Below are 24,557 nucleotides of genomic sequence, written 5' to 3' on the forward strand. Positions count from 1 at the left end.
CATCGAAGAACCAGCAATGGCGCTTGGGGAGACCAAAGGAGAGGATGGCGTGGAACAGGAAGGGACGTCCCTCATGGAGCCAACGGGCGCCGCGCCGCTCCGCCCGACGGACTTGCGGGAAATCGGGCCGTACCGACTGCTGGGCCGGCTCGGCGAGGGCGGCATGGGGACCGTGTTCCTCGCACGGGCGCCGACGGGGCGATTTGTCGCACTGAAGGTGGTCAAGGCGGAGTTCGCCAACCAGGAGGGGTTCGCGGCCAGGTTCCACGCCGAGGTCGAGAACGCTCGCCGGGTGGCGTCGTTCTGCACGGCTCAGGTGCTGGACAACGGCAACACCGGGGACGGCCGTCCGTACATGGTGACCGAGTACATCGCGGGCACCCCGCTCTCCGATCAGATCGCGACATACGGGTCCCTGGAGCCGGGGCCGCTGCACGGCGTCGCACTGGGGGTGGCGGCGGCGCTGGCGGCGATCCACGTGGCGGGGCTGGTGCACAGGGACCTGAAACCGGCGAACGTGATTCTCTCGCTGTCGGGCCCTAGGGTGATCGACTTCGGCATCGCGAGGGCGCTCGACCGGGAGACCGGATTCACGCTCTCTGGTGAATTGTTAGGCAGCCCTGGATGGTGGGCCCCCGAGCAGGTGCGCGGCGAGGTGGTCACCCCGGCGGCCGACATCTTCGCCTGGGGCTGCCTGATCGCGTACGCGGGCAACGGGCGGCATCCCTTCGGCCGCGGCGACGCCATCACGCTGGCCACGCGCGTCCTGAACAACCCGCCCGAGCTGGGCGCGCTGCCCGCGCCACTCAACGAGCTGGTACGGCGGGCCACCTCGATGGACCCCACCCTGCGGCCGACGGCGCAGGATCTGCTGATCGCCCTGGTGGGAGGGAGCACGCCGGCGCGGGCCGCCGATCCGCCCACCCTGGTCGCGACCGAGATGCTCAGCGTGTGGCAGCCGCCGCAGAACGTCGTGGACGAGCCGGACATCACGGCCACGTTCACGACGCCCCCGCCGAGCGACGCCACCGGCCGCCGGGCTCCCGCCGTCCCGGGCCCTCCCAGCGCTGCGGGAAGTGCGGGCACTCCGGGCAGCACGGGCGCTGCAGGCGCTGCAGGCGGCGTCGGCGCTCCGGGCGCTGCGGGTGGTGCGGGGAGTCCGGGCAGAGCGGGCGCTCCGGGCGCTGCGGGTGCCGCAGGCGTGCCGGGAGCTTCAGGGGTTCCAGGTCCCGTTCCGGGTGTCCCCGGCGTGTCCGGTCCGCCGGGGGCGTTCGGCGGCCAGGCCGGTACGGCCGGCGCGCCGCCCCCTCAGCAGAGTCAGGCCTCGATCGAGGAGCTGGCCCGGAGGGAGGAGGAGGCGGCCAAGGAGGAGTTCGCGCGCTGGGAGGCCCAGGCCCGGCAGAAGGAGCAGGCCCAGGCCGAGGCGCTGGCGAGGAAGAAGAAGGAGGCCCAGTCGCACGGACAGGAGGCGCCGCTGCTGCAGGGAAAGCTCCCCCGCACCGACACCCCGCCCGGCGAGCGCCGTACGGAGGCCTTACCGGGCCAGGGCCGTACGGCAGCCCTGCCAGGCCAGGGCCGTACGGCAGCCCTGCCAGGCCAGGGCCGTACGGCAGCCCTGCCAGGCCACGGCGATACAGCGGTTGGGCCGGGCGAGAGCCCCACGGCCGCGCTGCCGGGACAGGGCAGTAACGCAGAGGGGCACACGGTGGCGCCGCTGGGGGACGAGCCTGACACCCTTGGCGGTTCGAGGACGAAGGGCGCACGGTGGCTCATCGCCGCGGCGGCGGCCGTGCTGGCCATCGTCGTGACGGTGGCCGTCCTGATCCTCACCTCCGGCCGCAACACCGCCGTCAACACGGCCGCCGGACCCCCCTCCTCCCAGGCGGCCGCCTCCGCCCGACCCAACGACGTGGGCCGCCGGTTCGCGCTGGGCGCCAACTTCGATGACCCCATAGCGATCGTCGCCTCGGCGCCGGAGTGCGGGCTGAAGGAGTACGAGGGCAGGACCGCGACCCAGGGGCAGCTCTGCGTGATCCGCTGGACGATGATCAACCCGGGCGGTGAGCGCAGGCAGCTGATCCAGCCCGTCGTCACCATGATCGACGACCGGGGCGGCGAGCACGACCCGGCCGCTGTCACGCTGCCCCCGGCCATCCTGCCGGGCGGTCGCGTGGACAGCGCGTTCGTGTTCGATCTGGCCATGTACCGCACACCCGTGAAGATGACGGCGACCATGCTCGAGAACGGCAAGCAGATCGAGGTCGCACTGTGATGATGATCCGATCTGCGTTGATCGCGCTCATGCTGACCGCCGGAGCGCCCCTGGTGTCCACGACGACGGCGGCGGCCTGCGCGGGAGCGGCCGACTTCGACGGTGACGGCGTGGACGACGTGGTCGTGGGCGACCCGTTCGCCGACGACCAGAAGGGCACGGTGAACGTGCTCTCCGGTGACAAGGTCGTTCCCGTCGCTGTCCCCGGCCTGGCCAGAGGTGACGCCTTCGGCTGGTCCGTACGGCTGGCCAAGGTCAACGCCGACGCCTGCGCCGACCTGGTGATCGGCGCGCCGTACGCGGACGTGGACGGCGCCGAGGACGCCGGGGCCGCGTATGTCGTCTACGGCGGCGGCGCCGCGTCGCCCCAGCGCCTGACCGCGCCCCAACCGCAGCGGTTCGCGCACTTCGGCTGGTCACTGGCCGCGCACGGCGACCTGGTGGCGATCAGCGCGCCGTACGAGGACGAGAACCAGCTGCCGGACACAGGCGCCGTCTACGCACGCAAGGGCGCGGGCCGGCTGATCAGGATCAGCCAGGAGTCCGACGACGTGCGGGGCAACAGCGAGGTCGGCGACCAGTTCGGCTGGTCCATGGCGTTCGGGCCGGGGAACGAGCTGGTCGTCGGGGTCCCGTACGAGAACGACGACGGCGCGGGCCGCCAGGTGGAGACCGGAAAGATCGACTCCGGCTCGGTCATCTTCATCGAGGACGTGCTGGCGCCCAAGCTCTCGACGTTGAAGCTGGACTCGCCGACCGACGTCTCCGGTGACCGGTACGGCTACGCGGTGGCGTACGGCGAGGGCTCCGGGTACGCGGTGAGCTCGCCGGGGGCCGGATACGTGCAACTGCTCGACCCCGGCAGGAACCCCACGAGGAGGGTGACGCAGGAGGGCAAGCAGGCCTTCGGCTTCTCGATGGCCGCCTCGGCGGACGGCAGGCTGGCCATCGGGGCGCCCTACGGGGGCGGCGTCCGGGTCGTCTCCTGGAAGAACGCCGCCGAGGACAGGCGGTTGCCCGGCGGTGACGGGCTGTTCGGCTGGTCGGTGGCCTTCAGCGGCAACAAGCTCTTCGTGGGGCAGCCGGATGCGCGGCCGTACGGGAAGGTGTCGGTGGCCGGGCGCAACGCCGACGCCCTCCAGCCGGTCCAGCCCGCCAAGGGCGCGGACTTCGGGGCGTCGCTGTCCGGCTAGACGGGCCCCTCACCTGGTGAGGGCGTCCCCCGCCGTAAGCGTCCTACGCCGCCGACGTGCGCCGGGGTCCTTGGGGAGGCAAGGAGGAGCTGGGCGGCCCAGGAGCGGGCCGCTGAAAGGGCGGACGGCCCAGGAGCGGGCCGCGTGAAAGTCCCAGGAGCGGGTCGCACGAAAGGGCAGGCCCCTGGCGCACAGTTCCGGTCTCCGCCCGTCAGGTGGTCAGGCGGTCGCCGCAGGTCGGCCACTGGGTCTGCCATCGGTCGCCCATCTGCTGGTAGAGCACCTGCGCCCGGTACGTCTGCTCCTCCACCGGCCAACTGCTCGGCAGCCCCATCCCGCCCACGGCCTCCCACACCGGCAGGCTGAACTGGTACATCCCGTAATAGGGCCCGTCCGGGTTGTACGCCTGGGGGTCCCCGTTGGCCAGGCAGGCGGCCAGCGCCTGCCAGTCGAGCGCCATGACGTCCGGCCGGATCGGGATGGTGTGCGGCGGCGCGACCGTGATGACCGTTCCGTCCTTGGGGAAGCTGTCGAGCGGCGGCGTCACCACGTAGCCGCGGCGCAGCGGGACACGGTTCTGCCTGAGCACCTCGCGTACCGTCCTGGCGGTGGTGCGCGAGGTGATCCGGGCGGTGCCCGCGACCACGTACACCTTGCGCCTGGTGTAGAAGGTGAGCCGCATCCCCGAGAGCGGCACCGCGTCGTTCGGCGGCGCGGAGGCCCGGCCGGCCGCCGGGGTGAGGTCGAGCTCGGCCAGGGCGTCGCCGACGTTCGTGGCGGTGACCAGGTGCCTGCTGGTGTGGCCGTCCAGGGTCAGGGTGATCGGGCGCGCGTGGCGTACCTCGATGGTGGCTCCGTCGGCGACGTCCTCCTGCGCGGCCGGGCGTACGGAGTCGCCGTACCCCACCGAGACGCCGGCCTCGGCGAGCACGTCGCGCACGGTCCCCGCGAACGCGCGGACCTCCGTGCGCTGTCCGTCGACGATCACGACGACCTGTTTGACCAGGGACGACACCGCCATGAGCGCCCCGAGTGCCGCGGCGCCCGCCAGGCACACGACCGGCGTCCACGGTGAACGCCAGGGGATCGGCGGACGCGGCGCACGCCTCTTTCCTCGCACGAACCACCTCCGGAACGGTCAGGACCGCCCGAACGTTAGCGAGGCGCCACCCGGCGCTCCGGCGAGTTCACCGAAAGATGGTCACCACTCGCCGAAGACTGTGACTCCGTTGGCGCTGATCGCCTCACACAGCCGATCCGGATGGACCCCTTTGACCTCCGCCAGGCAGCGCATGGTGAGAGGGATGAGGTAGGGCGCGTTCGGCTTGCCCCGGTGCGGGACCGGCGGCAGGTAGGGGGCGTCGGTCTCGACCAGCATGAGCTCCGGCGGCGCGACGTGGGCGGCCTCTCGGAGGTAGCCGGCGTTCTTGTACGTGACCGGCCCGGAGAAAGACATGAAATATCCAGCTTCGACACACTTTTTCGCCATTTCGGCGTCGCCCGAGAAGCTGTGAAAGACGACCTTGTCCGGCGCCCCCTCGTCACCCAGCACCTTCAACACGTCGTCATGCGCGTCGCGGTCATGGATGACCAGGGCCTTCCCGGTGCGCTTGGCGATCTCGATGTGCGCGCGGAAGCTCGCGTGCTGGTCCTCCTTGCTCGCCCAGTCGCGGTAGTAGTCGAGCCCGGTCTCCCCCACCGCGCGCACCTCGGGCTGCCGCGCCAGCCTCTCGATCTCGGCCAGCACCTCCGGGGTGGCCTCGTGGGCCTCGTTGGGGTGGATGGCCACCCCGGCGTACACGCCCTCCTGGCCGGCCGCGACCTCGGCGTTCCACCTGGACGACGTCAGGTCGTAGCCGATCGTGACCAGCCGCGTCACGCCGACCGCCCTGGCCTCCTCGAGGATGCCGCGCACGCTGGCCTGCGCCGCCTGCGCGGCCTGCGCCACCGGGTCGCCGGACGACGCCTGCCTGTTGCCGACCATGATGTCGAGGTGGCAGTGGCTGTCGAACACGGGGGCGGAGAGCGGCTCCGGCGGAGCGGGAAGCTTGGTCACGGAGTCCAAGGTAGCCGCCCCGCCCGGGTCACTCGCCCAGCCGGGCCAGCTCCTCGTCCACGACCTTGGGGTCGAGCTTCTTGAACAGCGGCACGGGCGGCGCGAGCGGCGTGCCCGGCTTGATCGGCCGGTGCTCCCAGCGGGCCGCCCCGTCGTAGTCGCCGGTGATGACCGGGTAGGAGGTGCCGCCGTCCTCGTCGACCTCGCGCATCTCCGGCATGCCGGACCACACGCCCTCGCCGCCGAGCATGGCGAAGACCTTGTTGGACGAGCCCGGCAGGAACGGCGTGAGCATCGTCTTGGCGTCGTCGACGACCTGGAGCGCGACGTGCAGGATCGACTTCTGCCGCTCCGGGTCCTCCTTGAGCTTCCACGGCTCCTGCTCGGCCAGGTATTTGTTGGCCTCGCGGACCACGTCGAACGCCTCGGTGATCGCGTTCTTGAAGCGCGACCGGTTGAGCTCCGCGCCCACCGGCGCGAACGCGTTGCGCGAGCGCTCCAGCAGCGCCCGGTCGGCGTCGGTCAGGTCGCCCGCCTCGGGCACGACCCCGAAGTTTTTCGCCGCCATGGAGATCGACCGATTGACCAGATTGCCCCAGGCTGCCACCAACTCGCCGTTGTTGCGGTTGACGAACTCCTGCCAGGTGAAGTCGGTGTCCTGATTTTCCGGGCCTGCCACCGCGATGTAGTAGCGCAGCGCGTCGGCGTCGTAACGCGCCAGGAAATCTCGCACGTAAATTACTACTTGCCGGGACGAGGAGAACTTCTTGCCCTCCATGGTCAGGAACTCGCTCGAGACCACCTCGGAGGGCACGTTGAGCGCGCCGAGCGAGCCCGCCGAGCCGTCGCGCGCGCCCTGCCCGCTGTAGCCGAAGAGCATCGCCGGCCAGATCTCGGCGTGGAAGACGATGTTGTCCTTGCCCATGAAGTAGTAGCCGCGGGCGTCGGGATTCTGCCACCACTGGCGCCACGCGTCGGGGTCGCCCGAGCGCCTGGCCCACTCGATGGAGGCCGACAGGTAGCCGATGACGGCGTCGAACCAGACGTACAGCCGCTTGTTGGGCTGGTCGCGCCAGCCGTCGAGCGGGATCGGCACGCCCCAGTCGAGGTCGCGGCTGATCGCGCGCGGCTGCAGGTCGCCGAGCAGGTTGAGCGCGAACTTCAGCACGTTGGGCCGCCACTCGCCCTGCTTGGACTGCAGGTAGGTGCCGAGCACGTCGGCGAAGGCGGGCAGGTCGAGCATGAAGTGCTCGGTCTCGACGAACACGGGGGTCTCGCCGTTGATGCGGCTCTTGGGATTGATCAGCTGGATCGGGTCGAGCTGGTTGCCGCAGTTGTCGCACTGGTCGCCACGCGCGCCGTCGTAGCCGCAGATCGGGCAGGTGCCCTCGATGTAGCGGTCGGGCAGCGTGCGGCCGGTCGAGGGCGAGATCGCCCCCATCGTGGTCCTGGGGAAGATATAGCCGTTGTCGTAGAGGCCCTTGAAGATCTCTTGGGTGACGGCGTAGTGGTTTTTCGTCGTCGTCCTGGTGAACAGGTCGTAGGAGAGCCCCAGCCCGGTGAGGTCCTCGGCGATGACGCGGTTGTAGCGGTCGGCCAGCTCCCTGGCGCTCACGCCCTCCTTGTCGGCCTGCACCTGGATGGGCGTGCCGTGCTCGTCGGTGCCTGACACCATCAGCACCTTGTTGCCCGCCATCCGCTGGTAGCGGCTGAAGACGTCGGATGGCACGCCGAACCCGGAGACGTGCCCGATGTGGCGGGGGCCGTTAGCGTACGGCCACGCGACGGCGGTCAAGATGTGCTGGGACATAGTCCTAAGCCTACGGGTCTCCCATCCCGCCTCGGACCCACTTCCCCCACACGGCACGTCGCTCTCCGGCGCCCCTGGGGCGCAATGGGAACGGCGCCCACACAGTGGGCGCCGCGAGGTCGGTAAGGGGGCAGGGGATCAGTGCTTGGACTCCTCCAGGGAGACCGCTTCCGCGGCCTCCTCGGCGGCCTTGGCGGCGATGTCGATCGAGCTCTCCCGGGTGCGCCGGATGCCCAGGATGCTGACGAAGAGCGAGGCGAAGATCGTCTGGAAGCTCATGATCAGCGCCGTGGCCGAGGGCACCACGATACGGAGCGACTCGCGCGGGTCCAGCTCACCGAAGCTGCGCACCTGCCAGTGGAACAGCGACATCACCAGGCCGACCAGACCGGCGAGCGCCAGCAGGCCGCCGACCACGAGCCCCTTCTCCAGGCTCACCACGTCGATCAGCTTGCGGATGCGCGGCGACTCCGGCAGGAAGCCCTCCTCGGCCGCGTACACCTTGGTGAACACCGCGAAGAGGGCCGCCTGGAAGCCGATCACCACCAGAGCGGATGACCCGACCAGGGTGTCGACGTCGAAGGCCAGCTCGCCGATCTCCACCGGCCCGAACGTCAGCGCCGTCCCGGCGGCGAGGCCGAGGAGCATCATGAGGACGCCGGGGTAGAAGAAGAGCCACTTGGGGCTGTAGAGGAGCAGGAAGCGCAGGTGGCGCCAGCCGTCGCGCCAGGAGCGCAGGTGCGGCGGGCGGGAGCGCCCGTCGGGCGAGAGCGTCGTGGGGACCTCGCGCACGTCCAGCCCGGAGAGCGTCGAGCGCACCACCATCTCGGAGGCGAACTCCATGCCGCCCGTCTGCAGCTGCAGCCGCAGGATCGAGTCGCGCCGGAAGCCGCGCAGCCCGCAGTGGAAGTCGCCGATCGCCGACGGGAAGAACAGCCGGCCGATGAACGACAGCACCGGGTTGCCGAGGTAGCGGTGGAGCGGCGGCATGGCGCCGGGTGCGATGCCGCCCTTGAAGCGGTTTCCCATCACCAGGTCGGCGCCGTCGCGCAGTTGCTCGACGAACGGCAGCAGCGAGGTGAAGTCATAGGAGTCGTCGGCGTCGCCCATGATGACGTACTTGCCGCGCGCCGCCCTGATCCCGCCCATGAGGGCGTTGCCGTAGCCCTTCTCGTCGACGTGGACCACGCGGGCGCCGGCGTCGCGGGCGAGCTGTTGCGAGCCGTCCGTGCTGCCGTTGTCGGCGATCAGCACTTCGCCCTCGATGCCGTGCTCCGCCATGCACGCCAGTGCCTTGCGCACACAGACTTCCACGGTCTCCGCCTCATTGAGGCAGGGCATGACCACCGTCAGTTCCACGTGTCTACCCTTCAGTTAAGGCTGTTCCAGTGAACCATCATGCCCTCTGCCCCATGGTGTTCGGGTCAAGACCCAAAAACGACTGGCATTCTTTACACCATGGTGAGCGTCGCGGAGATTACCCCTGTGGACCACTCCGCCCCTGGCCGGGCAGCTCGCGCACTCTCCATGGTGCGCCGGCATCGGGTGTTCGCCGCGGCTTTCGGCGTCGGCGCCGTGCTGCGGCTCATCACCATGCTCGGATACGGCCCGGCCATGTGGTTCAACGACTCGTACGAGTACGTCTCGGTGGCGCTGCACCCGAGACCGCACTCGATCAGGCCCGTCGGCTACAGCTTCTGGCTGCTGCTGCTCAAGCCGTTCCACAGCTTCACGCTGGCGATCTTCACCCAGCACCTGATGGGCCTGGCCACGGCCTGCCTGATCTACGCGCTGCTGCGGATCAAGTTCAGGCTGCCGAAGTGGGGCGCCACGCTGGCGGCGGCGCCGATGCTGTTCGACGCGTACCAGATCCAGCTCGAGCAGATGGTGATGTCCGACACCATGTTCACGCTGCTCGTGGTGGGCGTGGTCACGCTGGTGCTGTGGAAGCGGCGGCTGTCGTGGCAGGCGGGCGCGGTGGTCGGCCTGCTGCTGGCGCTCACGTGGCTGACGCGCTCGATCGGCCTGCCGGTCCTGGCGCTGGTGGTGCTCTACCTGCTGGTCAAGCGGACCGGCTGGCGCCCGATCACCGCCGTCGTCACGGCCTCCATGATCCCGGTGCTGGCCTACATGGGCTGGTTCGCCTCCGCGTACGGGAAGTTCGCGATGACCAACAGCGACGGCCTCATCCTCTACATGCGCACGGCCATCTTCGCCGACTGCAACAAGATGCACATCGACAAGTACAAGGAGGTCCAGCTCCTGCTGCTGTGCATCAACGACCCGATCAGCGAGCGCAAGGAGTACGCGCAGTGGTACCTGTGGGGTCAGGGCAACGGCGACGGCACGGGCACGGGCGAGGTGCTGCACCGGTGGGGCGCCAACAAGAAGTTCACCGAGATCACCAACGACGCCGCCAGCGCGTTCGCCACCCGGGCGATCCTGTCGCAGCCGGGCGACTACCTGAGGGTGGTCACCCGTGACTTCTTCCGCTCGTTCAACTGGTCGCGGCCGCGCTTCCCGGACGAGTCGACGTACAGCATGTACGAGTTCAAGACGTGGTACGAGCCCGACGAGAGCGGCCAGCCCAAGCGGCTGCCGAAGTGGCCGTCGTACCAGGGCGGCAGGACCGACACCGACGCGTTCAGCTACGAGCAGGGCCCGCCGGAGACGCGGATCGTGTCGCCGTGGGCCGAGATCATGAGCGGTTACCAGAAGGTGTTCTTCCTGCGCGGCATCATGCTCGGCGGGATCCTGCTGATCGGCCTGTACGGCGTCGTGGTCAGGTGGCGGAAGTTCGGCGGCCCGGTGGTGCTGCCGTGGCTGGGCTCGGTCGGGCTGCTGCTCGCGCCGGCGGCGACGGCGGAGTTCGACTACCGGTACGTGCTTCCGGCCGTCCCCCTGGCGTGCATCGCGGCGGCGATCACGCTGCGCAAGGGCGTCACTTGGGCGCGCTGGTCACCCAGGAGGACATCAGCATCCGAGACCACCACTCTGCGTGTGTGAGCGTCTCGGCGGTCAGCACCGGATAGAGCCACCAGAAGTTGACCAGCACGATGAGCGCGAACGCCCCGACCGTCGCGGCCCCGACCGCCCGCCGGGGAGCGGGGGCGTCCTGCCTGCCCAGCGCCAGCCCCGCCACCAGCACGAGCGCCAGCACCATGAACGGCACGACGGGGATCATGTAGAACAGGTACATCGTCCGGTTGTCGGCGATGGCGTAGTAGAACCAGGGCAGCCAGCCGGCCGCGTAGCCCAGCAGCGTCGCCCCGGCCCGCCAGTCGCGCGTGGCCACGTACCAGGCGACGAGGCCGACGAGCGCCAGCAGGGCGGCGTACCACAGGGCCGGGGTGCCGACGCCGTCCACGGCCTGTGAGCACGCGTCGGCCCCGCACGCCGACGGCGGCACGTCCGGCGGGTAGTAGAAGGAGACCGGCCGGATCAGCAGCGGCCACGTCCAGGGCTCCGACATGTACGGGTGGTATTCGTGCAGGTTGCTGTGGTAGCCGAGCACGTCGAGGTGGTACTGCGCCCATGACCGCAGCGAGTCGGCGACGAAGAACACCGGTCCGGACGAGGTGGCCTGGCCCCAGTTGCGTCCCCAGCCGCCCGCACTGACGAACCAGCCGGTCCACGACACGAGATACGTCAGCGCCGGCACGACCGCCATGGCTACGGCCGCGCCCGGCAGGTCGTACGAGAGCGCCCCCCGGTACGGCCCGCGCAGTCCCAGCGCCCGTCTGGCTCCCGCGTCCCACATCAGGCTCATGATCGCGAAAGCGATGAGGAAGAAGATCCCCGACCACTTCACCGCGCACGCGGCCCCCAGGCAGAACCCGGCGGCCAGCCGCCACGGCCTGAGCCCGAGACGCGGCCCCAGCTCGGTGACCGCCCCGCTCTCGTGCAGGTCGGCCAGCCGTTTCCGCGCCCAGTCGCGGTCGGCCACGAGGCAGGCGAACCCGGCCAGCACCCAGAACATCAGGAAGATGTCCAGCAGCGCCGTACGCGACAGCACCAGGTGGAGCCCGTCGAGCGAGAGCAGCAGCCCGCCCAGGCACCCCAGCAGCGTCGAGCGCGTCATCCTGCGCGCCACCCTGGCGATGATCAGGATGGAGAGCGTGCCGGCCAGGGCGGCGGCGAAGCGCCAGCCGAACGGGTTCATCCCGAACAGCCACTCCCCCACGGCGATCATCCACTTGCCCAGCGGCGGATGCGCCACGAACGAGGCGCAGTCGTCCGGCTGCGGGCAGTGCTTGAAGATGTCGAGGTTGCCCGCCATGAGGCGCCGGTCGGCGACCGGGTCCTTGGCGTCGCCGAGCATGGTCCGCTCGACGCCGTACCTGAGCAGCGAGTACGCGTCCTTGGCGTAGAACGTCTCGTCGAAGACGACCGCGTTGGGCTCGCCGAGCCTGATGAAGCGCAGGAGGCCGCCGAAGAGCGCGACCAGGAGCGGCCCGGCCCAGCCCACCAGAGTGCTCCCCTGCATCGGCGGGACGAGGCGCTGCGCGGAAACCCCCCAGTTCCTCACCATGCGCAGCCTATGGCGTAAAAGATCTCCTGTGAACCAGGTCGTACAGCTCGCGTTTGGGGATCCCCGCCTGCTTGGCCACCTCGGCGACGGCGACCTTGCGCTGCGTGCCCTCGGCGACCCTGCGGTCCACCTCGGCGACCAGCTCGTCGAGGTCCGGCTCACCCTCGTCCGCCACGTGCCCGGCGACCACGACGGTGATCTCGCCCTTGACGCCCCCGGCGGCCCACTCGGCCAGCTCGCCGAGCCCGCCCCGGCGCACCTCCTCGTACGTCTTGGTCAGCTCGCGGCACACGGCGGCCTGCCGGTCGGGGCCGAATGCCTCCGCCATGGCCGCCAGTGAGCTCGCCAGCCGGTGCGGCGCCTCGAAGAAGACCATCGTGCGCTCCTCGCCCGCCAGGGCGGACAGGCGGCGGGCGCGGTCGCCCGGCTTGCGCGGCGGGAAGCCCTCGAAGCAGAACCGGTCGCTGGCGAGCCCTGAGACGGCCAGCGCGGTGGTGACCGCGCTCGGCCCTGGCAGCGCGGTGACCGTGATGCCCTCGTCGACCGCGAGGCGCGTCAGCCGGTAGCCGGGGTCGGAGACGCCCGGCATGCCGGCGTCGGTGATGACCACGACCGTGCGGCCCTCCTTGAGGCTCTCGAGGAGCTCGCGGGCCCGGCCCGCCTCGTTCTGGTCGTAGTAGGACACCACCCGGCCGGCGATCTCCACGCCCAGGTCGGCCGCGAGCCTGCGCAGGCGCCTGGTGTCCTCGGCGGCCACCACGTCGGCGCTCTGGAGCGCCTCCCGCAGCCGGGGCGAGACGTCGCCCGCCTGGCCGATCGGGGCCCCAGCCAGCACCAACTTGCCGTCTACAGTCACCTGACCATTGTGACAGGGCATCCGAATTCAGCGTGTTTCTGCAATTGCTATCGCGTTGGGGCCCGTACGATGTCCGAATGGCGGTGACCGATTCCCCGTACCAGGCCTACGAGAGCTCGGAGGTCGGCGAAAGCCTTCCCCAGACGCGGTCCGTACGCGATCGGCTCGTGCCCCCCATGCGCGGCAGCGTCCTGTGGGGCTGGGTGGGCCCGCTGCTGGTCACCCTCTTCGGCGCCGCCCTGCGCTTCATGAACCTGAGTCATCCCGGGTCCGTGGTCTTCGACGAGACCTACTACATGAAAGACGCGTTCTCGCTGATCACCTGGGGTGTCGAGCGGACCACGATCAAGGACGCCGACAAGGCGATCATCGCCGGCAACACCGACATCTGGCAGTCGTGCACCCCCGAGACCCTCGACAAGTGCGCCTCCTACGTCGTGCACCCGCCGCTGGGCAAGTGGATGATCGGCCTGGGCGAGTGGCTGTTCGGGCTCACACCGTTCGGCTGGCGCTTCATGGCGGCGCTGATCGGGTCGCTGTCGATCCTCGTCCTGGCCCGGGTGGCCCGCAGGATGACGCGTTCGACGCTGCTCGGCTGCTTCGCCGGCCTGCTGCTGGCCCTCGACGGCCTGCACTACGTGCTGTCGCGCACGGCACTGCTGGACATCTTCCTGATGTTCTGGGTGCTGGCCGCGTTCGCCTGCCTGGTGGTCGATCGCGACCAGGCCAGGGAGCGGCTCGTGACCTGGTACGAGAGCTCGCCGATCTCGCAGCAGGGGCCGTCGCTGGGCATCCGGTGGTGGCGCATCGCGGCCGGGGTCTGCCTGGCCTTCTCGATGTCGGTCAAGTGGTCGGGGCTGGCGTTCGCGGTGGCGTTCGCGATCATGTCGCTGCTGTGGGACTTCGGCGCGCGCCGGGCCGTGGGGCTGCGGCACCCCTACGTGGGCGCGTTCAACAAGGACCTGCCGCAGGGTGTCCTGGCGTTCGCGGTGGTGCCGTTCGTCACGTACATGGCGACCTGGACGGGCTGGTTCGTCAACGCGACCGGCTACGGGCGCAACTGGGCCCAGGCGACCTCGTCGGGGCCGGGGTTCTTCATCTTCGACTCGATGCGGTCGTGGATCAAGTACCAGTGGCAGGTCTACACGTTCCACAGCGGGCTGGAGTCCTCCCACCCGTACATGTCCGAGCCCTGGCAGTGGCCGCTGCTGCTGCGTCCCGTGGCCTTCTTCTACGAGAGCAAGCAGAACACCTGCGGCGTCAAGGACTGCTCCGAGGCGGTGCTGGGCGTGGGCACGCCGGTGATCTGGTTCGGGGCGGTGGCCGCGCTGGTGACCCTGATCGGCTGGTACGTCTCCTCGCGCGACTGGCGGGCGGGGGCCGTGCTGCTGGCGTACGCGATGGGCCTGGTGCCGTGGATCTACTTCGCGATCGCCGACAACCGCACGATGTTCCTGTTCTACGCCATCCCGATGGTGCCGTTCATGGTGCTGGCCATCACGTTGTGCGCCGGGCTGCTGATCGGGACGTCGACGCCGACGGCCACGGGTGCGATGCCGATGCGGCGTACCATCGGAGCCGCCGCCGTCGGAGCCTTCGCGCTGCTCGCGCTGATCAACTTCTGGTGGCTGCACCCGATCCTGTCCGCCGAGATCATCCCGTACACCGAATGGAAGGCACGCATGTTGTTTGAAAAACGGTGGATATGACCGAGTTACCGTCCGTACATTAGTGGGTTCATAGGGTAGTAGCAGTGCAAGACCCAATACGCACCGGATTCGGTCATCGTCAGGCCAGGGGTCGATACGGCAAACTTCGGGGCATGAGTGCACCGGATGTCACCGCCCTGCTCGCCGAGTTGGAGCGCTCGCAGCCGGAGCTGGCCGAGGAGGCCAGGACCGCCGTCGAATGGCTTACGGGCGGGGAGCCGCTGGAAGCGGTGACCCAGCTCGATGTCTGCGAGTTCCTCTGGTACACGTTGCCGCTCAAGGTGGGCGGCGACCACGAGCGCCTGGCACGTTCGCTCGGGCGGCTGCTCCAGCTCGGTGGTTTGGAGCGTTACGCCGCTTTGTGCGTGTCACCTACGACCGTTCACATTCTGCGCACGTACGCCCGCGAGGGCGAGGACGCGGGCACCAGCGCCTACCAGCAGGCGCTCGACGCCACGGGCGTGCTCCCGCCCGACGTCCCCGAACTGCAGTGGAGCATGATCATGGGGCCCGAGGAGCTGGGCGCGCACATCGCCTGCTCCGCCGCCCTCGAGCTGGCGATCCTGGCCGGCGAGAGCGTCGACCGCACCGCGCTGACCCGGCGCTGGCTCACCGAGCCCCGCGCCGAGCTGGGCGGCGACAGCTGGCTCAACCGGGTGCACGGCGAGCGGCTCAACCGCTGGGTGCTGGGGCGGGGCCCGGCCAGGCGGGAGCTGGCCCAGCCGTTCGAGGTGCGCCTGCACGCGCCCGTGACCCCGCAACCCCTCCCGGCCCTGCACCGGCTGCTCTCGCTGGCCGCCTCGGAAGGGAGCCTGCCGCTGCGGCTCGCGCCCTCGCCCGAGGCGCTCAGGCTGCGCGATCTGGCCGAGCGCGAGCTGGGCGCGATCAGCCGCGACGGCGCGCGGCTGGCCATCACCGACTACGGCAGGCGGCTGCTCAAGTCCCGCTCGGCGATGTGGTCGGCGGTGACCAGGCTGCTGCTGGCGCGCGGCGAGCACGAGTTCGAGGTGTCGGCGCGCGAGGCCGCGCTGATGCTGCTCGCCGACGGCACGCTGATGTCACCCACCCAGCTCCGCGAGCGGGTGGCGGAGGTGATCGGCGGCGAGGGCTGGCATCCCACCACGAGTGTGGAGGACGTGGCCGCGCCGGTGGCCGACCTCATCTCGCAGCTCACCGCCCTGGGGCTGGCGTTCAGCGACGATCTGGCGGTACGGATGGACCGCCCCGGCCAGCTGGCGGCCCTGGCGGCTCTCCGCGCCCATGCCCTGAGACCGAGGAAGTACGTCAGCTCAGCCTGACACCCGGCGCACCGCCTGCTTGAACTCGGGACACTCGATGAGCGGGTCGTGGTCGCAGCTCACCGCGTGGCGCAGGCTGTCACGCAGCCGGGTGAGCTGCGCCACCCGCTCGGAGACCTCGCGCTCCTTGGCGGCCATGCGCTCGCGCAGCCTCGCGTCGGACGGCCTGGCCCGCAGGAACTCGGCGATCTCCGACAGCGTGAACCCGGCGTCACGGGCGCACGTGATCAGCGCCAGGCGCTCCAGCGCCTCCGGGCGGTAGGCGCGGCGCAGGCCGTTGCGCCCCTCCGCCTGGATGAGCCCTTTGCGCTCGTAGAAGCGCAGCGCCGACGGGGCCAGCCCGCTCTGCCTGGCCACCTCACCTATGTCGATCAACGTGTCGTCCACGACCTGGCTCCTTGACTTGAACCGCGCTTCAAGTAGCAGCCTAGCCGCATGCGAATTCACCACCTGAACCTCGGGTCCATGCGCGAGATCGACTCCCTCGACGGCCGGCCGGCGGCGCGCGCGGTCTGCCACGCGCTGCTGATCGAGACGCCCGCCTCCGGGCTCGTCCTGGTTGAGGCCGGGCTGGGCCTCGACGACGTGGCCGAGCCCGGCGAGATGCTGGAGCGCGAGTGGACGGAGCTCGTCCAGCCGCTGCTCTCCCCCGCCGAGACGGCCGTACGGCAGGTCGCCGCGCTCGGGCACGACCCGCGCGACGTGCGGCACATCGTGCTGACCCACCTGGACGTGGACCACAGCGGCGGCCTGCCCGACTTCCCGGATGCCCAGGTGCATGCCATGGAGGCCGAACTGGAGGACGCCATCGCCCAGGCCCCGAACCGCCGCTACCGTCCGGGCCACTGGGCGCACTCGCCGAAATGGGTGACCTATCCGGGCACGGGCACGCGGTGGCTGGGCGTGGACGGCGTGCGGCCCCTGGAGGGGCTGCCCGAGGACATCCTGCTCGTGCCGCTGGCGGGGCACACGCGCGGGCACGCGGGCGTGGCGGTCGACGACGGCGGCCGCTGGCTGCTGCACGCCGGGGACGCCTACTTCTACCACGGCGAGCTGGACCGGCAGCCCCAGCCGCACCCGTTGATGGACGTCGTGCAGGTCAGCGCCCAGGTCGATCCGGAGCGCCGGGTGTCGAGCCAGGAACGCCTGCGCTCGCTCGCGCACGACCACGGGGTCGCGGTCTTCTCCGCCCATGACCCCTGGGAACTGTCCGATTACAGCCGGTAGTTACCATTGGCGGCATGGAGCTTTTTCCGGCCATGCCGCTGGCCGAATGGGCCGAGACCAAGGAGACCTTCCACAGGTTCGCGCAGATCGTGGGGAAGGTCCGGCTGGTGTCGAGCAACCGGCGCAACCACTGGTGGCACGTGCCCTTCCACCCGACCGGGCGCGGGCTCACCACGCGGCCGATGGGCGGGCTGGGCGAGCAGCCGCTGTTCAGCATCGACTTCGACCTCGTCCGCCATCGGCTGGTGGTGGACGTGCTCGACGGGCGCAGCGCCGAGTTCAGCCTGATCGGGCGGTCGGTGGCGGCGTTCTACGAGCGGCTCTTCGAGACGCTCGCGGGGCTGGGGATCCGGCCGGACATCTGGGCGGTGCCGTACGACCTCGACGACGACACGCCGTTCGACCAGGACACCCGGCACGCCCACTACGACCCGGTGCTGATCAACCGCTACTGGCGGATCCTGTCGCAGGTGGTGCAGCTCCTCGACCGGTTCGCCGCGGGCTTCGCCGGGAAGATCTCGCCGGTGAACCACTACTGGCACACGTTCGACGTCGCGGTCACGCGGTTCACCGGGCGGGTGGGGCGGGTCTCGCCGGACACCGACCCCGTGACCCGGGAGGCGTACAGCCGGGAGGTCATCAGTTCGGGCTTCTGGTTCGGCGACAAGGAGCGGCCGTGGCCCGCGTTCTACTCCTACACCGCGCCGGAGCCCGCGGGCCTGGAGCGCGAGCCGCTGCGGCCCGGCGAGGCCGAGTGGCTGTCGGCACACGGCGGCCACCTGGCGATCCTGCGGTACGACGACGTCCGCGCGATGGGCAATCCGGTCGCGGGCGTGCTGGAGTTCCTGGAGAGCGCCTACCAGGCGGGCGCCAGGCTGACCGGGCTGGACATGGAGGCGGTGGCCGCTCCTGGAGGCGTCACGGACCCTTACTACGCGAAACACTGAGCGCCCGCCCTCCGAGGAGGACGGGCGCTCAACGCGTGAGCAACCGGTGTGCAGGTCGCCTCTCGGCGAAAGGCACAACGCGGCTCCAGCCGAACGGTAGTCCGCGAAGGCAATAGGTGAGGCCCGGGGACACTGGACACACCGGCCACGATCTATGTAACCACACCTGCCCTCGGAACATTCCCCGACGCGACGCGAATTCATCCGGATCGTGTGGGGACCCTGGCCGAGCCTGGGACGTCGACGTCCCGGGCGAGGAAGACGGCGGCGAACGCCAGCAACCCCGCGACACCGCCGATCCAGCCGACGATGGAGCCCACCCCTGCGGCGGTGATCCTGGGACCGGCCAGCAGGGACTGCACGCAGGCCAGGCTGACCAGGCTCCCGAGCTGCTTGGTGAGCGCCGATCCGGCGGTGGCGGTGCCCATGTCGGCGCGGGGGACGCTGTTCTGGGTGGCGATCGAGAGGCCGCCCATGGCGGGGCCGGTGCCGAGGCCGGCGAGCAGCAGCCAGGCGCCGGTCAGCACAGGGGAGGTCTCGGGCCCGAGGGCGAAGAACGCGGCCGTGCCGGCGGTGAGCAGCCCGGCCCCGGCCAGCAGCGCCGGTCGGGTGTGTCCGGAACGCAGGACGAGCACGGCCGTCATCCGGTTGCCCACGGTCATCCCGATCAGGAGCGGGAGCAGGAGGAGCCCTGACACGGTGGCCGAGTGGCCGCGTACGTGCTGGAGGTAGAGCGGCAGCAGCAGGCCCACGGGCAGGGCCGCGAGCTGGAAGAAGAACCCGCCGGCGAGCAGGGCCGCGTACGTGCGGCGGCGCAGCAGGTGGAGCGGGAGCACCGGCGTGGCGGCCCGGCGCTCGACGGGCACGAGCGCTGCGAGCAGGGCGAGACCGGCCAGCAGGGCGCCGAGCACGGCGGGGTCGGCCCAGCCGCGCGCCGTGTTGCCCTTGATGCTGAGCCCGACCAGGACCAGGGAGAGGCCGGTGACGAGGAGAGCAATCCCGGCCGCGTCGAGCCTGCCGGGTGCGGCGCCGGGCGGGCGGCGCTCCGGGAGCAGCACGGCGATCACGGCGGCGGCGACCGCGCCGACGGGCAGATTGACCAGGAACGCCCAGCGCCAGCTCGCGTGATCGGCCAGCAGGCCGCCAACCAGCGGGCCGCCCACCATGCCGGCGATCATCATGGCGGCCATCAGGGTCTGCATCCGGATCATGCCCTCCATGCGGGAGGGCGGGTACAGGTCGCGGATCACGGCCATGCCCAGCGTGAGCAGCGCGCCGGCGCCGAGGCCCTGGAACGCCCGGCTGACGATCAGGAACGCCATCGAACTCGCCAGGCCGCAGGCCAGCGAGCCGGCTAAGAAGATCGTCACGCCGGTGAGGAGGAGACGGCGGCGGCCGTACAGGTCCGAGAAACGGCCGTAGATCGGGACGCTGACCGTCGAGGTGAGCAGGTAGGCGGTGACCAGCCATACGTACCAGGAGCCGGTCCCGCCCACCTGCTCGACGATGCGCGGCAGGGCGGTGCCGACCACGGTGCCGTCCAGCATGCCCAGGAAGGCGCAGCCGAGCAGGGCGTACGTCACCGCCGTGCGGTGGCCGGGCGCGAGGTCCTCGTAGGGGTCCATCACCCGGCCTCGCCGCCCTTGACGGCGCCGTGCAGGAAGAGGTCCACCAGCTCGGCCGAGGTCAGCGGGGAGGCGCCCCGGCCGGCCGCCATGACCAGGAACTGGAACGCCTCGGCCAGGCGCTCCGGGTCGGCCCTGAGGCTGTCGCGCTCGGGCTCGAACAGCCCGGCCAGCACCTCCCGGGTCGCCGCCATGGACTCCTCCCGCCCGGTGAGCCTCCGCCTCGCTCCCTCGCCGGACTCCGCGGTGCCGGTGCGCGCGCCCTCGGATCCGGCGGCCGCGCCGCGTGTGTCCTCCGTGGCGGTGCGCTCCTCGTCGGAGGGCCTGCCGCCCAGCAGGCGGGGGTCGCGGCGGAGGCCGCCCGACGCGGCCAGCGCTCCCGCGACGGCGCCCATCCTGGCCAGGTAGCCGCGCAGCGCCTCCGACGCCTCCACCAGCCGCTCCTCCAGCGGCAGCTCCAGTGAGATCGACGCCACATGCGCGAGCGTGTCGTCGGGCCGCTGCGCCTCCGCCATGCACGCGGCCAGCAGCGCGTCCTTGTCTCCGAAGGCACGGAAGATCGTGCCTTCGCCGATGCCCGCCGCGCGGGCGACCTGGGCGGTGGTCACCGAGGTGCCGTACTCCACCACCAGCGGAAGGGCCGCTCTGACGATCATCTCGCGGCGCTGTTCGGGGCTCATCGCCGGCGCGCGGCGCCGGCCTGTCGGGTTGGTCATCATGCTTTCGACAGTACGGAGTGAGGACTCACTCCGTCAATCCTCTTGAAGTCGGCTAAGGTGATCACCCATGGCGACAGTCCTGGCGTTCCACGCGCACCCCGATGACGAGGTGTTCCTGACCGGCGGCACGCTGGCCCGCGCCGCGGCCGAGGGCCACCGCGCGCTCATCGTGGTCGCGACGGACGGCGTCATGAAGTCCGTGGCGGAAGGCGGCACGACCCGCATGGAGGAGCTGCGAGCCGCCGCCGCCGAGCTGGGCGTGTCACGCGTCGTGCACCTGGGCTACGCCGACAGCGGCCACGGCGAGGAGCTCTACCCGGACCCGCCGGACCGGATGCGGTTCGTGCGCGCCGACACGGAGGAGGCCGCGGGCAGGCTCGCCGAGATCCTGCGCGAAGAGGGCGTGGACCTGCTGCTCAGCTACGACCCCAACGGCGGCTACGGCCACCGCGACCACGTCAAGGTGCACGAGGTGGGCAGGCGGGCCGCCGAGCTGGCCGGAGTCCCCAGGGTGCTGGAGGCGACGATCCCGCGCGACGTCGTCGTCCGCCTGGTGCGCCTGGTCCGCCTGCTCCGGATCCCGTTCCGCTTCGACGACCGGGCGCTGGCGAACGCGTACAGCCCGAGCGCGGCCATCACCCACCGGATCGACGTGCGCCGCTACGCCGGGCAGAAGCAGCGGGCCCTGGCCGCCCACCACTCCCAGGTGGCGGGGAACGGCCGGATGGCCCCCGTCATGAGGGCCCTCGTACGGCTCCCCACGCCCGTGTTCGGCCGGCTGCTCGGGCGCGAGTGGTATGTCGAGTCCCGCCGGCGGCCCGCCACGCCGTAGTGCGGGCCGCCGTCTCAGAGCCTGGCGGCCCTGCCGTGCAGGTAGCGCTGCTGGGGGAAGCTCGTCGTACGCCTGGCGGCCTCCTCGTAGGAGTCGCGGGCGGCCGCGTGGTCGCCGGCCAGCTCCAGCAGGTGCCCGCGCACCGCGTGCAGCCGGTGGTCGCCCTTGAGGGGCTCCTGGAGCCGTTCCAGCAGGTGGAGGCCCGCGAGGGGGCCATGGGCCATGGCCACGGCGACGGCGTGGTTGAGCGCCACCATCGGGTTGTCGGACATGCGCATCAGCAGCTCGTACAGCGCCACGATCTGCGGCCAGTCGGTCTCCTCCGCGCTCGGCGCCTCGTCGTGCACCGCCGCGATGGCCGCCTGAAGCTGGTACGGGCCGGGCGAGCCGCGCTTGAGCGCGCCGGTGACGAGCTCGACGCCCTCCTTGACGGCGTCGGCGTCCCACAGGCCGCGGTCCTGCTCGGCCATCGGGATCAGCGCGCCGTCGGGGCCCGTGCGGGCCGGTCGCCGCGCGTCGGTGAGGAGCATGAGCGCGAGCAGCCCCGCCACCTCGGGATCGTCGGGGAGCAGCCGGTGCACCATGCGGGCCAGCCTGATCGCCTCCGCCGCCAGCTCCGCGCGCTGCAGGTGCGGCCCGGACGTGCTGGCGTACCCCTCGTTGAAGATCAGGTACAGCACGTGCAGCACCGCGCCGAGCCGTTGCGCGCGCTCCTCGGCCCTGGGCAGGCGGAAGGGCAGGCCGCTCTCCTTGACCCGCTGCTTGGCCCGGGTGATGCGGCGCGTCATGGTGCCCTCGGGCACCAGGAACGCGCGGGCGATCTCAGCGGTGGTCAGGCCGCCCACCGCGCGCAGGGTGAGCGCGATCTGCGAGGACGGCGAGAGCGACGGGTGGCAGCACATGAACAGCAGGACGAGCGTGTCGTCCGCGCCGGAGACCGGCTGGTCGGCGGCCGGGGCCAGCCATTCGTCAGGCAGCGCCCAGGCCGCCACGGCGTCCTCGCGGCGCCGGCGCGCCTGCTCGCTCTGGAGCAGGTCGGTCAGGCGGCGGGCGGCCACCGTGATCAGCCAGGCCCGCGGATTGTCCGGTACGCCCTCCGCCGGCCACTGCACGGCGGCCGCCAGCAGCGCTTCCTGCGTGGCGTCCTCGGCGGTGGCGAAATGCCCGAACCGCCGTACGACCGCGCCGAGGACCTGCGGCGCCAGCTCGCGCAGCAGGCCCTCCACCTCGACGCCGATCAGAACCCCAAGTCCGCGCTGGAGTCCACGATGGGCCGGACGTCGGCATAGGCGGTGTCGCCGGGATCGCCGGGGTACGGGCACTGCCCCAGGCGGGCGGCGATCGCGGTGGCCCGGTCGAAGCTCTCGCACTCCACGATCCAGTAGCCGGCCAGCACCTCCTGGGTCTCGGCGTACGGCCCGTCCGTCACGAACGCCTCGCCGCCGCGCGTGCCGAGCCTGCGGGTGTGCACCGGAGCGGCGAGCCCGCGCGTCTCCACCAGCTCGCCCGACTCCTCCAGCTCCTTGTTGAACGCCTCCATGAACCGGTGCATGGCCGCCACGGCCTCCGCCGACCAGCCGGACCGGCCGGTGTCCTTGCCGGCCATGGCGTCGTAGTCCTGCTGGGAGCCGTACGACAGGATCATGTACTTCATGGTGATGAGTCCTCTCTCGTGTGCCTCTCACCAGGTACGTCGGAGCCAAGCCCGGTCACCGGACACCTCTACGATGCCAGGCATGCCTTTTGCGACAGCCGTGGACGGCGTCAAGCTGTCCTACCAGATCCGCGGCGGCGGGCAACCCCTGCTGCTCCTGCAGGGGCAGGCCAACAACCACCGGTGGTGGGACCCCGTACGCGCCGACTTCGAGGAGTCCTTCCGCACCATCACCTTCGACTACCGCGGCACGGGCGACAGCGACAAGCCCGACGAGCCGTACACCACTCGGGGGTTCGCCACCGACGTGCTGGCCGTGCTCGACGAGCTGGGGGTGGAGCGGGCGCACGTGTACGGGACGTCCATGGGCGGACGGGTGGCGCAGTGGCTGGCGGCCGACCACCCGGAGCGCGTCGGCTCGCTGGTGCTCGGCTGCAGCTCGCCGGGCGGAGCCCACGGGATCGAGCGGGACAACGACGTACGCAGGTCGCTGGCCCAGCCGGACCGGGCGGCCGCCGAGCGCGCGCTGCTGGAGCTCATGTACACGCCCGCCTGGCTGGCCACCCGTCCGGGACCGCACCACACGACCGGCGATCCGGCCATGCCCGCGTACGCCCGCCGCCGCCACCTGGCGGCCAGCGCCGGACACGACAGCTGGGACGCGCTGCCCTCCATCGCCGCGCCCACCTTGGTCGTGCACGGCACCGACGACGTGTTCAACCCGGCGGCCAACGCCCCGCTGCTGGCCGGGCGCATCCCGGGGGCGGAGCTGCGGATGATCGAGGGTGCGCGGCACGCGTACTTCGAGGAGTTCAGGGAGATCGCGAGCCCGCTGGTGCTGGAGTTCCTGCGGCGCGGGTGAGACGGGCGGCCAGCGCGTGCAGGTGCGCGGCGAGCTCGGGCGGCTCGTGCACCTCGAACTCGCAGCCCAGCGCCAGCAGGTGGAAGGCGAGCCAGTCCAGGGTGTCGCCGCGCATCCGCAATCGGCAGCGCTCCCCTTCGGCCGGGGTGACCTCCCCCAAGGCCCTGATCGGCTCCGAGGGGCGGGCGTGCAGCGTGACGACGGCCTCGTACGTGGGGGCGAGCGAGTAGAGCTTCTCGGCGACGTAAGCGGCGACGTCGGCGGCGGGCGGCTCGCGCGGCGTGACCCTGGCGCCGGTCGCCCGCGGATCGGCGATGCGGTCGATGCGGAAGATCCGCCAGTCGTCGCGGTCGCGGTCGTGCCCGAGCAGGTACCAGCGCCGCCCGGTCGCGACCAGGCGGTGCGGGTCGACCAGCCGCTCGCTGCTCGTGCCGTCGTTGGCCCGGTACCCGAACCGCACCCGTTCCCGGTTCGCCACGGCCGCCGCCAGCGTGGTGAGCCGCCCGGGATCGACCTGCGGCCCGCCCGCCGCGGGCAGCGGGACGGTGGCGCCGCCCAGTGACCTGACCCGGTAGCGCAGGCGGGACGGCAGCACCTGCTCCAGCTTGGCCAGGGCGCGGACCGACGCCTCCTCGATGCCCTGGACCGGGTTCCTGGCGGCGGTGGACAGGCCGACCGCGATGGCCACCGCCTCCTCGTCGTCCAGCAGCAGCGGCGGCATGGCCGCGCCCGCGACCAGCCGGTATCCCCCGGCCGCGCCCATGGTGGCCTCGACCGGGTAGCCGAGGTCGCGCAGGCGCTCGACGTCGCGCCGCACCGTACGGCGGCTGACCCCCAGCCGCTCGGCCAGCTCGCTGCCCGGCCACTCGCGCGAGGTCTGGAGCAGGGACAGCAGGGCCAGGAGGCGGGACTCGGTCATGGATCTCAGCGTAAATGGAGATGTGGGACAGGATCTGACCTACTTCG

General features: G+C 71.2%; 21 protein-coding genes. 9 read left to right on the plus strand and 12 right to left on the minus strand.

Features of this window, described 5'->3' with window-relative positions; all coding sequences use genetic code 11:
• The first annotated feature begins 49 nt into the window (after nt 1-49).
• Nucleotides 50-2,272, plus strand: coding sequence for a serine/threonine-protein kinase (locus AB0H84_RS11415; protein ID WP_357601750.1), 2,223 nt, complete (start codon nt 50-52; stop codon nt 2,270-2,272).
• On the plus strand, nt 2,272-3,465 hold the full coding sequence (locus AB0H84_RS11420) for a hypothetical protein (RefSeq protein WP_357601753.1): 1,194 nt from the start codon (nt 2,272-2,274) through the stop codon (nt 3,463-3,465). Before AB0H84_RS11415 ends, AB0H84_RS11420 begins: the two co-directional genes overlap by 1 nt.
• 211 nt (nt 3,466-3,676) lie before the next feature.
• On the opposite strand, the gene AB0H84_RS11425 is transcribed toward AB0H84_RS11420, so the two are convergent.
• From AB0H84_RS11425 to AB0H84_RS11440, 4 genes are all read right to left on the minus strand, one after another.
• Nucleotides 3,677-4,585: a ubiquitin-like domain-containing protein gene (locus tag AB0H84_RS11425; protein ID WP_357601756.1), complete on the minus strand. Its 909-nt coding sequence runs from the start codon at nt 4,583-4,585 to the stop codon at nt 3,677-3,679.
• 81 nt (nt 4,586-4,666) lie between these two features.
• A complete protein-coding gene (locus AB0H84_RS11430; protein ID WP_357601759.1) occupies nt 4,667-5,521 on the minus strand; it encodes a TatD family hydrolase in 855 nt (284 codons plus the stop codon).
• A gap of 28 nt (nt 5,522-5,549) precedes the next feature.
• The gene (metG, locus tag AB0H84_RS11435) at nt 5,550-7,331 is read right to left on the minus strand and encodes a methionine--tRNA ligase (protein ID WP_357601761.1); all 1,782 of its coding nucleotides are present in this window, start codon (nt 7,329-7,331) and stop codon (nt 5,550-5,552) included.
• Between the two features lie 138 nt (nt 7,332-7,469).
• On the minus strand, nt 7,470-8,690 hold the full coding sequence (locus tag AB0H84_RS11440; protein ID WP_357601764.1) for a glycosyltransferase family 2 protein: 1,221 nt from the start codon (nt 8,688-8,690) through the stop codon (nt 7,470-7,472).
• Nucleotides 8,691-8,789: 99 nt separating this feature from the next.
• Between AB0H84_RS11440 and AB0H84_RS11445 the strand changes: the two genes are divergently transcribed.
• The gene (locus AB0H84_RS11445) at nt 8,790-10,337 is read left to right on the plus strand and encodes a hypothetical protein (protein ID WP_357601767.1); all 1,548 of its coding nucleotides are present in this window, start codon (nt 8,790-8,792) and stop codon (nt 10,335-10,337) included.
• Here the strand turns inward: AB0H84_RS11445 and AB0H84_RS11450 are convergent.
• Together AB0H84_RS11450 and rsmI are read right to left on the minus strand one after the other, a co-directional pair.
• A complete protein-coding gene (locus AB0H84_RS11450; RefSeq protein WP_357601770.1) occupies nt 10,273-11,862 on the minus strand; it encodes a phospholipid carrier-dependent glycosyltransferase in 1,590 nt (529 codons plus the stop codon). The genes AB0H84_RS11445 and AB0H84_RS11450 overlap by 65 nt on opposite strands.
• A 7-nt stretch (nt 11,863-11,869) precedes the next feature.
• Nucleotides 11,870-12,718 (minus strand): 16S rRNA (cytidine(1402)-2'-O)-methyltransferase, encoded by an 849-nt coding sequence (rsmI, locus tag AB0H84_RS11455; RefSeq protein ID WP_357601773.1) that lies wholly within the window; start codon nt 12,716-12,718, stop codon nt 11,870-11,872.
• Nucleotides 12,719-12,795: 77 nt separating this feature from the next.
• Here rsmI and AB0H84_RS11460 point away from each other — a divergent pair, with 77 nt between their 5' ends.
• Together AB0H84_RS11460 and AB0H84_RS11465 are read left to right on the plus strand one after the other, a co-directional pair.
• Entirely contained in the window at nt 12,796-14,427 is a 1,632-nt protein-coding gene (locus AB0H84_RS11460) for a phospholipid carrier-dependent glycosyltransferase (RefSeq protein ID WP_357601776.1), read from the plus strand.
• A gap of 113 nt (nt 14,428-14,540) precedes the next feature.
• Entirely contained in the window at nt 14,541-15,725 is a 1,185-nt protein-coding gene (locus AB0H84_RS11465; protein WP_357601779.1) for a hypothetical protein, read from the plus strand.
• On the opposite strand, the gene AB0H84_RS11470 is transcribed toward AB0H84_RS11465, so the two are convergent.
• Complete coding sequence (locus AB0H84_RS11470) at nt 15,717-16,112, minus strand: MerR family transcriptional regulator (protein WP_357601782.1); 396 nt, start codon at nt 16,110-16,112, stop codon at nt 15,717-15,719. The two genes, AB0H84_RS11465 and AB0H84_RS11470, sit on opposite strands and share 9 nt — an antisense overlap.
• 48 nt (nt 16,113-16,160) lie before the next feature.
• Between AB0H84_RS11470 and AB0H84_RS11475 the strand changes: the two genes are divergently transcribed.
• Together AB0H84_RS11475 and AB0H84_RS11480 are read left to right on the plus strand one after the other, a co-directional pair.
• Nucleotides 16,161-16,952: an MBL fold metallo-hydrolase gene (locus AB0H84_RS11475; protein ID WP_357601785.1), complete on the plus strand. Its 792-nt coding sequence runs from the start codon at nt 16,161-16,163 to the stop codon at nt 16,950-16,952.
• 14 nt (nt 16,953-16,966) lie between these two features.
• On the plus strand, nt 16,967-17,899 hold the full coding sequence (locus AB0H84_RS11480; protein ID WP_357601787.1) for a DUF5996 family protein: 933 nt from the start codon (nt 16,967-16,969) through the stop codon (nt 17,897-17,899).
• 200 nt (nt 17,900-18,099) lie between these two features.
• Here the strand turns inward: AB0H84_RS11480 and AB0H84_RS11485 are convergent, their stop codons facing one another.
• Entirely contained in the window at nt 18,100-19,524 is a 1,425-nt protein-coding gene (locus tag AB0H84_RS11485) for an MFS transporter (RefSeq protein ID WP_357601789.1), read from the minus strand.
• Entirely contained in the window at nt 19,524-20,243 is a 720-nt protein-coding gene (locus tag AB0H84_RS11490; protein ID WP_357601792.1) for a helix-turn-helix domain-containing protein, read from the minus strand. Before AB0H84_RS11490 ends, AB0H84_RS11485 begins: the two co-directional genes overlap by 1 nt.
• Nucleotides 20,244-20,310: 67 nt before the next feature.
• Between AB0H84_RS11490 and AB0H84_RS11495 the strand changes: the two genes are divergently transcribed.
• Entirely contained in the window at nt 20,311-21,075 is a 765-nt protein-coding gene (locus AB0H84_RS11495) for a PIG-L deacetylase family protein (RefSeq protein WP_357601794.1), read from the plus strand.
• A 14-nt stretch (nt 21,076-21,089) separates the two neighbouring features.
• Here the strand turns inward: AB0H84_RS11495 and AB0H84_RS11500 are convergent, their stop codons facing one another.
• Nucleotides 21,090-22,301, minus strand: coding sequence for a DUF6596 domain-containing protein (locus AB0H84_RS11500; protein WP_357601797.1), 1,212 nt, complete (start codon nt 22,299-22,301; stop codon nt 21,090-21,092).
• A gap of 11 nt (nt 22,302-22,312) precedes the next feature.
• A complete protein-coding gene (locus tag AB0H84_RS11505) occupies nt 22,313-22,729 on the minus strand; it encodes a YciI family protein (protein WP_357601799.1) in 417 nt (138 codons plus the stop codon).
• 82 nt (nt 22,730-22,811) lie between these two features.
• Between AB0H84_RS11505 and AB0H84_RS11510 the strand changes: the two genes are divergently transcribed.
• Entirely contained in the window at nt 22,812-23,591 is a 780-nt protein-coding gene (locus AB0H84_RS11510) for an alpha/beta fold hydrolase (protein WP_357601802.1), read from the plus strand.
• On the opposite strand, the gene AB0H84_RS11515 is transcribed toward AB0H84_RS11510, so the two are convergent.
• Nucleotides 23,542-24,510, minus strand: coding sequence for a YafY family protein (locus tag AB0H84_RS11515; RefSeq protein WP_357601804.1), 969 nt, complete (start codon nt 24,508-24,510; stop codon nt 23,542-23,544). The genes AB0H84_RS11510 and AB0H84_RS11515 overlap by 50 nt on opposite strands.
• Nucleotides 24,511-24,557: the final 47 nt, after the last annotated feature.

Origin of the sequence: Nonomuraea sp. NPDC050786, from assembly GCF_040654115.1 — a bacterium.
Taxonomy (GTDB): domain Bacteria; phylum Actinomycetota; class Actinomycetes; order Streptosporangiales; family Streptosporangiaceae; genus Nonomuraea.